Source organism: Facklamia sp. P12950 (genome assembly GCF_050409465.1).
Classification (GTDB): domain Bacteria; phylum Bacillota; class Bacilli; order Lactobacillales; family Aerococcaceae; genus Facklamia.
In genome coordinates, this window is sequence record NZ_JBNUPK010000006.1 from 37,453 (window position 1) to 49,697 (window position 12,245).

11 protein-coding genes are annotated in these 12,245 nt (G+C 37.7%); all 11 read right to left on the reverse strand.

Annotated features, from left to right (window positions below; translation table 11 throughout):
- Positions 1–190: 190 nt before the first annotated feature.
- The 11 genes from rlmD to ACQV2Q_RS06375 all read right to left on the reverse strand — a co-directional run bounded on the left by rlmD (position 191) and on the right by ACQV2Q_RS06375 (position 12,242).
- The gene (gene rlmD, locus ACQV2Q_RS06325) at positions 191–1,729 is read right to left on the reverse strand and encodes a 23S rRNA (uracil(1939)-C(5))-methyltransferase RlmD (protein ID WP_428882273.1); all 1,539 of its coding nucleotides are present in this window, start codon (positions 1,727–1,729) and stop codon (positions 191–193) included.
- A gap of 190 nt (positions 1,730–1,919) precedes the next feature.
- Positions 1,920–2,138 (reverse strand): hypothetical protein, encoded by a 219-nt coding sequence (locus ACQV2Q_RS06330; protein WP_428882275.1) that lies wholly within the window; start codon positions 2,136–2,138, stop codon positions 1,920–1,922.
- Positions 2,139–2,338: 200 nt separating this feature from the next.
- On the reverse strand, positions 2,339–2,521 hold the full coding sequence (locus ACQV2Q_RS06335; RefSeq protein WP_428873527.1) for a hypothetical protein: 183 nt from the start codon (positions 2,519–2,521) through the stop codon (positions 2,339–2,341).
- A 174-nt stretch (positions 2,522–2,695) separates the two neighbouring features.
- A complete protein-coding gene (locus tag ACQV2Q_RS06340; RefSeq protein WP_428882277.1) occupies positions 2,696–5,941 on the reverse strand; it encodes a pneumococcal-type histidine triad protein in 3,246 nt (1,081 codons plus the stop codon).
- Entirely contained in the window at positions 5,942–6,892 is a 951-nt protein-coding gene (locus tag ACQV2Q_RS06345) for a metal ABC transporter solute-binding protein, Zn/Mn family (RefSeq protein ID WP_428882279.1), read from the reverse strand.
- Between the two features lie 181 nt (positions 6,893–7,073).
- Positions 7,074–7,226: a hypothetical protein gene (locus ACQV2Q_RS06350; RefSeq protein ID WP_428873524.1), complete on the reverse strand. Its 153-nt coding sequence runs from the start codon at positions 7,224–7,226 to the stop codon at positions 7,074–7,076.
- A gap of 63 nt (positions 7,227–7,289) precedes the next feature.
- Positions 7,290–7,421 (reverse strand): hypothetical protein, encoded by a 132-nt coding sequence (locus tag ACQV2Q_RS06355; RefSeq protein WP_428882281.1) that lies wholly within the window; start codon positions 7,419–7,421, stop codon positions 7,290–7,292.
- A 399-nt stretch (positions 7,422–7,820) separates the two neighbouring features.
- Positions 7,821–8,753: an NAD(P)H-dependent flavin oxidoreductase gene (locus tag ACQV2Q_RS06360; protein ID WP_428882283.1), complete on the reverse strand. Its 933-nt coding sequence runs from the start codon at positions 8,751–8,753 to the stop codon at positions 7,821–7,823.
- A gap of 130 nt (positions 8,754–8,883) precedes the next feature.
- Entirely contained in the window at positions 8,884–9,732 is an 849-nt protein-coding gene (locus ACQV2Q_RS06365; protein WP_428873521.1) for a 3-hydroxybutyryl-CoA dehydrogenase, read from the reverse strand.
- 26 nt (positions 9,733–9,758) lie between these two features.
- Positions 9,759–11,003: a thiolase family protein gene (locus ACQV2Q_RS06370; protein ID WP_428873553.1), complete on the reverse strand. Its 1,245-nt coding sequence runs from the start codon at positions 11,001–11,003 to the stop codon at positions 9,759–9,761.
- Positions 11,004–11,036: 33 nt separating this feature from the next.
- Complete coding sequence (locus tag ACQV2Q_RS06375; protein WP_428882285.1) at positions 11,037–12,242, reverse strand: acyl-CoA dehydrogenase family protein; 1,206 nt, start codon at positions 12,240–12,242, stop codon at positions 11,037–11,039.
- Positions 12,243–12,245: the final 3 nt, after the last annotated feature.

Sequence of the window (12,245 nt, forward strand, 5' to 3'; positions counted from 1 at the left end):
TATAAAAAAAGCACCCTTGATTGTTAGATCAAAAGTGCTTTCTAATATCCTTACATTAAATCATTTTAAAATACTCTAAAGCTTCCCTTATCGCTTCTTCCTTCTCAGGTGGACAATTAGGTGCTATAGGATTTTCCTTCTTTGAAACATTATAATTTTTACCAACTTCAAGTCCACATTTCTTCTTTACTTACGATATATAACGATTAGATACTTTCATGCCGTGTTTCTTCATAACATATTCTTTAATTTCTTCATAAGTAGCCTTGCTTTCAGATGCTGTTACATCTAACTCGTCCATATCTAATTTCACTTTAATACATTGGTCGATATCTAGTTTGGACAATAACGCTACCGTCTCCACATGCGTTGTATGCGAAAATTGATCCACCGGCTGAACAGAGACCAATTCATAACCAAAGTCACGTAACCAAACCAAATCCTCTGCTAAACTTTTAGGGAAACAAGAAACATAAACAATTTTATCCGTACCAAATCTTCCAATCGCACGCATGACTTTTCCACCGGCCCCAGAACGAGGAGGGTCTAATAGTAATAAGTCAGGTCGTCCCCACTCGGTTTCCAAGCGCTTCAAGCCATTTCTCGCATCACTGGTCATAAAGAAGGTATTGTCTAAGCCGTTATCAATCGCATTGCGAATAGCTGATTGAATCGACTGGTCAACAATCTCAATACCGGCTAAGTCTTTAGCCTTTTCAGCTAGGGGCAAACTAAAAGTTCCCACCCCACAGAAAAGATCTAAGACGCGCATTTGATCATTGACCTGGGCGAATTCCAAGGCTAGTTGTACCAATTTCTCCGCTTGGACAGGATTGGCTTGGAAAAAGGTCTCCGGCCAGATCCGATAGCGAAAGCCATTTAATTCGTCATTAATATAATCGCGCCCATGAAGAATAAACGTTTCGTCGGCTTGAATCCGTTCCGTCGCTTCCTTGTGTAGAATCCATTGTAAACTAACTAATTGATCGAAGCGTTTGCTTAGCCGCTGACTCAAATCATCCACTGCCTCTTGCATTTGACTAGGTGCTTCAGTGGCATAAATCACTACCATCAACTCCCCGGTGACAAAGGATTGACGCAATAAGAGATTTCTCAAAAGACCTTTTTGAGTCTGTTTGTCATAATAGGATAATTGATAATCTTTTTGCCAGTCGGCGACTACTTCTTTTACCCGGACAAATAGTTTAGGAGCAAGCACCGAATCTTTCATATCGATGATTTTGGTGAAGTTACCTTGTTCATGCATACCGATAGCCCCTTCAGCTCCGAAGCTTAACTCCATTTTATTACGATAACGGGTGGGATCATCCATCCCAATAATGGGTCGAACACAAGCCGGATCGAATCCTTGGCTTGCTAAATGGTCCTTTACTTCTTGGGTTTTATAAGCTAACTGAGCTGGATAGGTCATGGAAATTAATGGCGTTCCCCCGGCATTGGCGTCTTTGAGCGGAATATCAAGATTACGATCAGGACTGGCTGCTAATAATGCATCAAACGGTACGACTGCTTGCTTTCTGCCCTTGGCATTAGGTACCGTCACCCGAACTCTATCCCCTGGAACGGCATTGGGTATAAATAATTTCAAGCCCTTTCCATTCGACCCACGGTCTGGCGCATGGACATAACGGGCATAGCCATTTCCTTTATGGTCTAACTCAGTAATTTCAACTTCCAATACTTCAGTCGGAAATATTTCTTTTTTCATTCACTCACTCTTTCTACTCATCATTTCCTTTAACAGCTTTCTGCTTTTTCTTCAACCATTGCGAATAAGAACCAGTGTATAACTTTCCTTCAATGCCTATTTCATCTAAGGCTAATAAATTGCTACAAGCGGTTACGCCCAATCCTCAAGACACCATGAGCTCTTTGTCTTTAAGGTCTTTGAAATGAGCTTATAAACTTTTCTGGGACCTCATATACCCCTTATCATCGTACACCAATTCGTAATAATATGACTTGGCATGCGGAATGTGACTCGCCTCATCATATAGTGGCTCCTCAAGTCCTAGATAGTGGTCATCGCCACTGGATTGATCATTTCCCAGTGTTACATTTATAAAAAAAGCTTTTGGATACTGGCTAAGTTCATCAATTTCAATAAAGCGCTTCATTAAATACCTCTTTTCTTACTACTTTAAGCTAAGTTTTTAAGATTGTTCCTATATTATATCATGAATGAATAGACATTCCTTGGCTACTTCTAAGTCTTGTAGTAGACAATTAAAATAAGACTCCTATCGATAGAAGTCTTATTTTCTATTTAAATGAAATGCTTTAATAATTAAATTTAAAAACCTAACCTTTCCTCTTCCTAAAATCCGTCTTCCTCATAGCCGTTGCTATTGGGATCCATCGCATTGATACTCGCTTGTATAAGAGATTCGCTGCATTTTTTGCAGTAATATTCTTCAAACTCAGGTTCTGAACCTTCCCAGTCAATTTTAGACTTGGAAAACTCTTTCCCGCAATAAGAGCACTGATATTTCTTAGCCATAGCTTTTGCTCCTTATAATCAAAAAATTTATTTCGATTATAAAATATGCCTACTTTCTTGTCTATCAAATTTATTTGTATGACATAAATTTTGATATTTAATTTCCCTAAATAAAAATTAAGAGTCCTTTGATCATTAACAAGGACTCTTAACATAACTTTGTTATAATTTTGATTATTTGCCTATTTCTGCATCATCTAAATTAGAATCATTTCGTTCTCCAATCTCTTCTTTTGCAAAAGGAGCAACTTGTGGCATAGCAGGTAATTCACCATTCATAATATAAGCAAGCTTTACTTGTTTAATCGTAAGATTAAGGTTGGCATAATCTGGATTAGGATTTGGAACGATTACCATGCCTGAAAATATTTGAATACTTGATGGGTTTACCCCATAGTAATTACCTACAAAATTTTTCAATTGTTCCATCGGAATTTCTTTGGTAGTTTCATCTAGTGAAGAAACTTCATTTTCTGAATCTACGCCATCCTTCTGACTAGCAAGTTCTGGCAATGCCTCTTTATTTTCCATCGCTGCTCTTGCTTCAGACTCTATAATTAATACATTCTCTTCTCCAGAAGCTGGCGTCACTATATATCCAAAACCTTTTCCGTACTTAACGGACTTAGCAGCCTTACCATAGTAGTTTTTAATATATTCAATGACCGCTTGATGGCTAACTCCTTTATTAGAAGGAGTTTCTTCAACCACTTCATCCTTTTCTCCTTCAACATTTTCTTTAGTTTCTGGCAAATCATTTGAATCTGTTTCATAGGCTTCTGTTACGTCAATCTCATCGATCACTAAATTAAGATCACCAACTTTGATACGACCATTAAAGATAAACATATCAGATGGCTTAACTTTATAGCGCTGAGCGACATAGACTTTCTTTTCAAAAAGTGGATCTTCTATTGTTTTTACATCTTTTAATGAGACTTGATCATATTTAATTGGTAATTCTATGTCATCTAATGGTATCTCTACTACTTTATAGAACTTCGTTAAAGCATAAATGGTAGCATCTTTACGCCAAACATCAATGTAATACTTATTACGCGATACTTCACTCATTTTAAGCGTAATCAATTGAGTTTGATAGTCTTCTTCCGATGTGAAGTTAGACTGCTTTAATTCTGTTGGAATTTTATCCATATTCGCTGTATGTGAATGATTACCGTGCGGAATAATCACTTCGTTACCGTTGACTTCCAGATCTTCAATGGCTACACCATTTTCCAAAGAAATATAGGCCAACTTGGCTGCAATTTCTTCTGCTGTATATTTACTTTCTTCTGCTGCATTAATGTTTCGCTGATTGATAAAGTCAGCAGCTGCTTTCAATTCACTGTCGTCTAAATCACCAAAAGGAATAAAGTGAGTGTGTCCTTCATGCTCAGCTGTAAGCCCCTTTTTAGAGTAGTTCAAAATACTTTCTGGTGTGAAAACATAGCCATCATCCGTTGTATATGTTTTACCGTCCTTACCCTTAGCTGACTTCTTATAATTTTGAGCTAAGAAATCAACTTTTCCATCTGCTTTTGGTTGATCTGGTTGGCTAGGCTTTTCAGATTGACTTGCTTGGTCTAATTCAGCTGGTTTTTCATTATCTGCTTTATCAACTTGTGGGTCTTTTGGCTTCACAGCGACTGATGGACGTTTGCCTAATTTCATTTCTGCTAATTTAATTTCTAAATCTGATAGACTTGAACGTGGAATAACATGGAAGTGGTCACCATGAGGTAAGACGAAGTCTCCCTCAATCTCATCTGTTACGAGTTCCGGGTCAAAGACCAAACCATCAGATTCAGTATGACGTTGGTTGATTGGCAAAGCATAGAGTTTGGCTAATAGGCGCTGATATTCTGAATTTGTTTGGTTTTTATTACCTTGATCATTTTCAGTTGGCTTATCAGCTATCTTATCAAGGTTTTGAGAAGGTTTTTTATTACTTGGCTGATCAACTTTGTTATCTTCTTTAGCTAAACCAAATTCAGCCAATAAATTACGTTTAATTCCGAATTTCTTTTGAATATAAGCTTGTGTTTGGGCTAATTCTCCTTTGTTTAAGTGAGCAAAAGGAACAAAATGGAAGTGACTACCATGAGCAGCAATTAAACCTGTATCCGTTACCTTAGTAATGGATCCCACTGAAAAGACATAACCATCATCCGTTGTGTAAGGACCTTTATGATTAACAGCTTTGTCATGAATGATCTGATCAACCATTCCTTTATCAGCTATTTTACTGTTGCCTTGTGAAATTTTTCCACCTGATAGAACAGCGTTTGCAATCATTATTTCTTGAGGCGTTAAATCTGACTTTGGAATAAAGTGGAAGTGGTCACCATGGGGAACAATAAAGCCATTGCCTAAATCTTTTATAACGTCATAGGGGTTAAAGATATATCCATCATCCGTTACGTAAGCTCCACTGGAATTGCGGTTACCTGATCCACCCACTTCACCAGCTGCTATGGTGTTAGCTACATCTTTACGCACTCCACCTGCTTGTTTAAAGACCTTTTGACTGCTGGTTACTTGAGCTTCAATATCTTGGAAAGTTCGGATATTATCAGCTTGGGCCCGATCTTCAGGAGCTATGTAAACTTGGTACTGATCTTCTAGCTTTACAATGTATCCATTCTTAATTTCTGCGACCACATCTTCTTGGTCCAATTGATAATCTTCAGGTGTTAAGAGTCTTTCAGAGAAAACAACCTCTGGATCAAGGTCACCATAGAAAACATGTAAATCAAAAGCGTGATTGGTTACAAACTCTTCTTCGGTTAAATAGACAACAACATGCTCTCCTTCAATCCCTTTTTGATCTGCTACTTCTTCAGGACTGCGTTCTAATTCATAAGTAATAATAGCCTCTTCGCCAAGTTCATATTCTTCCATCAAATCATAAATAGCCTTTGCATCGACAGGATCCATACTGTATGACTGTAGTAACACTTCTTCTAAAGAACGAAGATTTTTAGCTTGATCTGGATTTTCTATATAAAGATAATATTGGTCATCTACTAAAATAATTTGCCCTTCATCCGTTTGACTAACAAGATCCTCTTCATTAAATTGATAATCTTCAGGGGCTAAGACTCCCTCTGAAAAAATAGCATCACTAGGAACTGCTCCATTGAAATAGTGATAATGATCACCGTGAGAAGTCACATAACCTTCCCTATTGATTTGGACAATAATTTGCTCGCCCGCAATGCCTTCTTCCATTGAAATTTCTTCCATAGTGCGGTTTTCAGTGCTTGAGACATTACTTGGCTTTTCTCCATCGCTACCCTCAATATAATTAATGAATGAATCTTTATCATCTTGAGCGTAGATTGATTTAATTGGTTCATGCCAACTTAAAAGTGTCAATAAAGCGGCGGATGATAAGAGTATTTTAGATGGTTTCATTTATTTCTCTCCTTCTTCTTGCAAAACTTTTAACAGTCTTTGTAAATTATTTTCTAAATTAGCTAGTAAACTTAAATCATTATGGGGATCCGCTTCTAAGGGATCCAAGACTTCTACCTTAGCTCCAGTCTCTTGGGCTATTAATTGTGAAGCTTTATCTGAAATATTCGGCTCGGTAAAAATGGTTTTGACTTGATATTTTTCCACAAACTTTTTCACTTCTTGCAATTGTTTCACACTGGGCTCTTGTCCAGACACACCTGCTATTCCCAACTGTGTTAAGCCAAAGCGTGTGGCTAAATAAGAAAAGGCTGTATGCTGAGTGACAAAAGTCTTTTGCTTGAGCTTTTTAAAAAGTGAGGTGTATTTATCCGTTATAACCTGAGCTTGCGTTCCAATGCTTTCTGCTCTTTGCAAATAGTAATCTTTATTATCTCTATCCACTTCCCCTAAGGCTTGAGCAATCAACTTTGCTTCTTCGCCTATTTCAATGGGATCTAACCAGGTATGTGGATCATAAAGGGTTGATTCATCTTTACCCTCCATCAATTCTAGTTTTTCTAGACCCGGCACTTTCTTCATAGCTAATCCATTCGAAGCTTCAATAATAATCACATTAGATTTCTCTTGCTTTTCGACATTGTGCTTAATTTTTTGAGCCCAAGATTCTAAGATATCTGAGTGATAAACAAAGATATCAGCATCATAAATGGCCACCACATCATTAGCCGAAGGCTCAAAACCATGAATACCATTCGCTGAATTAATCATCAAAACAGGGTGTTTATCGCCAACGATTTCCTTGGTTAAGGCATACATTGGATAAAAAGAAGTGACTATTTTTCTTTCTTCTTCTGCTTTAACAGATTGAATTGAAGAAATATTCACTAAAGAGCCAATAATAAGACAAAGAACTAACCACCATTTTTTTGTTTTTCCTTGATACTTCATACGATCTCCTTTTTTAAATTTATCTGCCTAAAGATAAATAGTAATTATTATCATTTTCAAAATGAATATTACCGTCTTTCCTTTTTCCTGTCAACAAAAATTTTTGTGTTTTTTTATTTTTCTAAATTTTTGCATAAAAAAAGCCTAATCTTAAAGGATTAAGCTGTCTTAAAATTTTTGTTTAAAGTGAATAGGCATACATAAATTCATCCCGATATCTAAAGCCCTCTTTGGTTGGTAATTTAATACGTGTCTCATTGATAAGCTCGAAATGGAGGTAATCATAAAAACGGTAATTGCAATCCGTATCGGTGATTAAATAAACATTTTCCAAGTCCTGTTCTTTAAAATAATCAAAGACTTCGGTAATTAATTGTCTATAGGCTTGACGTTCACTTTAGAAGACGCGAGTCACTCGTTTGACTTCATCCGGTTGCGCTTGGTTGGATAAGGTGATCAATTTGTCAATAAAGTCTAACTGGAACATTCTAAAAGTCGAATCTGCTTCTTTCGTTAAACAAAGAGTCATACCAACAATTTCTCCACCAAGAACGGCAACGCATCCTAATGAGCTGTTCTATAGTGCTTTGTTAAGGGAAATAGCAGATGCTGTCTTTTCAAATTTCTTCGCTTTATAAACCCCTTCGAACCATGCCTCATGGACTAAATCCACTAATTAAGTCATAGCGTCTTCTCTAATTTGTTTAATTTCTAAAGTCATAACCCCTTCCATACTTTTGTTGTGATACTAGTATTCTTATTAACTTAAATCCTTAACTTAAACACTCTAGCGGTCCTGTCAAAGAATGATGATATTAATCGTTTTCAATCTGTTTTCATTAAAGATATCTACTCAACTATTGTTATTTTTAAAACTCTTAAAAAGCTACTAGAAGTCTAGAGTTTTTTAATAGCTTATTATAAATGTTTATTGATTGATTAGCTTTAAGCGTGCTTGGCGGTATTCTTCCATTAATTTTTGAATAATCGCATCAACACTCTGGCTCTCAGTAATTAAGCCAATTGATTGACCACACATAAGGGATCCTTCCTCGACATCATCTTCATAAACTGCACGCCGCATAGCACCTTCTGCTAATTTCATTAGGTCTTCATCTGAAGCCCCTTCATATTCTAAACGAATATATTTTTCAGTCATTTTATTCGGTAACACACGAACAGGATGTCCTAGACGACGTCCAGTAACCACCGTGGTTGTTTCGTCGGCTTGTAGGACTAAGTTCCTGAATCCTTCTTTGATAGGGCTTTCTTTGGAACTTAGAAAAAGAGAACCTATCTGAACTCCACTAGCCCCTAAGGCTTCCACAGCTAACATACCCGCACCATCAAAAATACCACCGGCTGCCACAATAGGTACATCAACTGAACGAATCACTTGGCGAACTAGAGGCAGGGTTGAAACTTGTCCGATATGACCTCCTGCTTCTTGTCCTTCTGCTATAATTGCATCAACACCTAGCGCTTCCATTTTTTTAGCGATTTTAACATTAGGTATAACTGGCAGTACTTTCACATTAGCTTGATGCAAAGCTGATATAAAATTCTTAGGAGTTCCTGCACCAGTGGTAACCACCGGTACTCCTTCTTCAATAATTACTTCAACCAATTCCTCGATATTCTTCATTTGCAACATTAAGTTAACCGCAAAGGGCTTACGAGTCATTTTTTTAACTTCTTGAATCTGTCTTCTTAACTCATCAGCTGACATACCACCAGATGCTATCACACCTAAGCCTCCTGCTTCAGAGACCGCTCCTACTAATTGATAGCGCGACACATTGGCCATTGCTCCTTGAATAATGGGGTATTCAATCCCCAATAATTGGCAAATTCTATCCATATTTCCACCTCCATAATTATGGCTCTCCCCTTGTGACTAGTTAGATAAAAGTAACTAGAGCCGACAAAATGAGGGGGTCAAATTGTTAGCTCTAGTTTAACAGAAGTAAACTTTTTAGTTATAGCAATTCCTAATAGTCATAGAAGCCTTTGCCAGATTTTTGACCATAATATCCCGCTTCAACCATTCGTTTAAGCAATGGTGCCGGACGGTATTTAGGATCATTGAATCCGTTATAAAGAACGGTCATCACTGATAATAAAGTATCCAAACCAATTAAATCACATAATTGAAGTGGGCCCATAGGATGACCTGCTCCTAATTTCATCCCTGTATCAATGGACTCTTTGCTGGCAATTCCTTCACCCAATACAAAGATGGCCTCATTAAGCATTGGAACTAAGATTCGGTTAACTGCAAATCCTGGTGAGTCATCTGCGATAATCATGGTCTTATTAAAGGCATCGATCACTTCTTGAACGGTTTGAATCGTCTCTTCGCTGCTTTGTAAAGCTGTCACAATTTCAACCAATTTCATAACTGGTACTGGATTAAAGAAGTGCATACCAACTACTTTATCCGGCTTATTAGTTACTGAAGCAATATCTGTTAGTGACAGAGAAGAAGTATTAGTGGCTAAAATAGCTTCCTCAGGTGTGACTTTATCTAACTCTTTAAAAATCTCCAATTTAATTTGACGATTTTCAGTGGCTGCTTCAATCACTAGTTGAACATCTTTAGCATCATCATAAGAAAGAGACTTATGGATTCTTCCTTTAATTCTTTCGACTTCTTCAGCCGTCATTCTTTCTTTTTCAACATTTCTTTGCAAGTTTTTATGAATCTTTTCTAATCCGCGATCAATAAATTCTTCTTTAATATCATTTAAGTAAACTTCATAACCAGCCTGGGCAAGGACTTGGGCAATACCATTGCCCATAATACCTGATCCAATGACCATTGTTTTTTGAATTTTCATTTAATCTTCTCCTAATCTCTTTAGACTTAGTCCTTGTAATAGCCGTTTTCTAATAAGATAGATATTCCCATTCCGCCGCCGATACAAGCTGATGCAATCGCATAGCGTGTTTCTGGACGGTTCTTGAACTCATAACAAATACTTGTAATCATTCGCGCCCCTGTACATCCTAATGGGTGTCCTAATGCAACAGCCCCTCCGTTTGGATTTAAGCGTTCATATAGCTCTGTTTCAGGGCCATTACCCAATTCTTTCAAGCAGGCTAGAGTTTGGGCTGCAAAAGCTTCGTTAATCTCAAGAATATCGATATCTTCTAAAGTAAAATCATTACGCTCCAAAATTTCTTTAATCGAATTAACTGGTCCTAACCCCATTAAATCTGGCTCACAGCCAGTAACAGAATAATCCATTACTTTAGCCATGATTTCTAAGTTATTAGCCGCGGCATTTTCTTTAGTCGTAAAAATTTCGAAAGCTGCCCCATCATTTAGTCCAGAAGAGTTTCCGGCTGTGACGCTTCCACCCTTAACAAAAGCTGGTCTTAGCTTAGCTAATTTTTCCATACTAGTATCCGGACGTGGGTGACTATCTTTATCAATCACAGTCACATTTCCCTTACGATCAGTTATTTCAACTGGCACAATTTCTTGAGCGAGGCGTCCTGATTCCATGGCTTTTTTGGCCTTGGCTTGACTGTTTAAAGCAAATTCATCTTGCTCTTCACGCGAAATCTTATACATCTTTGCTAAAGTTTCTGCTGTTTGTCCCATATGAATCAAGTCTGGGTACCCATCACCGACTGACCCTGTATGAATCATAGTATTCGCATCAATTAATCGCTGATCACCAGTTTTAAATCCTTGGAAACGCACTTCTTCTGGTAAGAAATAAGGTGCTCTAGATAGGGACTCTGCTCCCCCTGCCGCCACATATTTCTTTTCAGAAGCTTGTAAAAGCTGTACAGCTGAAACAGCTGATTGGATACCAGAACCACACAAACGGTTGACTGTATAACCAGTAGATTCAATCGGTAAACCTGCATTAATGCCGACTACACGACCAATATTACTTGAAGTAGGTGAACCAACCACATGGCCACAGATAACTTCTTCAATTTCTTCTAGGCTGACACCTGCTCTTTTAGCTGCTTCTTTTAAAGCAGTTGTTCCCAAGTCTTGAACACGAACCGTTTTTAAATCGCCCAAGAAGGCTCCTACAGGTGTTCTGGCTGCCCCAACAATAACTACTTCATCTAAATTTTTCTTCATAATTCGCTCCTTATCTCTTGCTTCAGCTTGGTATTTCTAAACAAAGGCCCCTTTACCTGTTAAGTGACGACCGATAATTAATGAGTTGACTTCGTGGGTTCCTTCATAAGAATATGCTGCTTCAGCATCCACGAAGAAGCGTGCCACATCGTGTTCAACAATAATACCGTTACCACCTAATAGCTCACGTCCTAGGGCTACTGTTTCACGCAGACGGTAAGCGTTATTCATTTTAGCAAGTGAAGATTGAACTTCTGCATACTTACCTTTTTCTTGTAGAACAGCTAAACGGTGAGATAGTCCTAATGAAGTCACACAGTTTGCTTGCATTCTGGCTAGTTTTTCTTGAACTAGTTGGAATTCAGAAATTTTCTTACCGAATTGCTCACGCTCTTTAACGTATTTCAAGGTATTAGCTAAAGCTCCAGCATGTAAACCTGTTGCTAAGTGAGCCACATCTGCACGAGTAGTGTATAAGATCTTAGCGACATCTTTAAAGCCATTAATATTTTCTAAACGCGCTTCAGCGTCCACTTCAACATTATTTAATTTAATATGTCCATTTTGGACCATTCTTAAGGCAATCTTTCCATCAATCTTATCGACTGTTAAGCCTTTAGTTCCGCCTGCTACCATGAAACATTTAATCTTGCCATCTTCAACCTCGCGTGCAAAAATTGGTAAAACATCGGCAGTTGCTGCCCCGCCAATCCATTTCTTCTCACCGTTTAAGACCCATTTATTACCTTGTTTCTCAGCAGTTGTTGATAGACCACCGGCAATATCTGATCCGTGAAGAGGTTCAGTTAAACCGAAACATGAATGCCATTCATAAGAGGCCAATTTAGGTGCATAGTAATTAACTTGTTCTTCAGATCCTCCGATTAAAACAGTTGAGTAAGCAAGTCCTCCGTGGACGATAGTGAATGCACCAATTGAAGAATCCATACGGTTTAATTCATAAAGACGGAAAAGATTAAAAATTTCTGAAGTTTTACGTTTATTTTCCCGTCCCTCGAAAAGAGTTGGATGAGTCATCAAACCTAAATCAGTAATTTTCTTAAAAGCTTCCATCGGGAAAAGCTCTTTCTTCCAGTGCTCATCAATAACTGGATAAAGTTCTTTTTCAAGTACTTCACGCAGCTTCATTAGAAAGTTTACTTCATTTTCTGAAAGATCATGCGAGTAACCATAGATATCTTCTGGATATAAATACTGTAATTTTTCAATCTTTGTAGTCATTTT

What these genes read in the sequence shown, in the direction of transcription:
- rlmD (WP_428882273.1), bottom strand. Translation starts at nt 1,729, where the DNA reads ATGAAAAAAGAAATATTTCCGACTGAAGTATTGGAAGTTGAAATTACT.
- ACQV2Q_RS06330 (WP_428882275.1), bottom strand. Translation starts at nt 2,138, where the DNA reads ATGAAGCGCTTTATTGAAATTGATGAACTTAGCCAGTATCCAAAAGCT.
- ACQV2Q_RS06335 (WP_428873527.1), bottom strand. Translation starts at nt 2,521, where the DNA reads ATGGCTAAGAAATATCAGTGCTCTTATTGCGGGAAAGAGTTTTCCAAG.
- ACQV2Q_RS06340 (WP_428882277.1), bottom strand. Translation starts at nt 5,941, where the DNA reads ATGAAACCATCTAAAATACTCTTATCATCCGCCGCTTTATTGACACTT.
- ACQV2Q_RS06345 (WP_428882279.1), bottom strand. Translation starts at nt 6,892, where the DNA reads ATGAAGTATCAAGGAAAAACAAAAAAATGGTGGTTAGTTCTTTGTCTT.
- ACQV2Q_RS06355 (WP_428882281.1), bottom strand. Translation starts at nt 7,421, where the DNA reads ATGACTCTTTGTTTAACGAAAGAAGCAGATTCGACTTTTAGAATGTTC.
- ACQV2Q_RS06360 (WP_428882283.1), bottom strand. Translation starts at nt 8,753, where the DNA reads ATGGATAGAATTTGCCAATTATTGGGGATTGAATACCCCATTATTCAA.
- ACQV2Q_RS06365 (WP_428873521.1), bottom strand. Translation starts at nt 9,732, where the DNA reads ATGAAAATTCAAAAAACAATGGTCATTGGATCAGGTATTATGGGCAAT.
- ACQV2Q_RS06375 (WP_428882285.1), bottom strand. Translation starts at nt 12,242, where the DNA reads ATGACTACAAAGATTGAAAAATTACAGTATTTATATCCAGAAGATATC.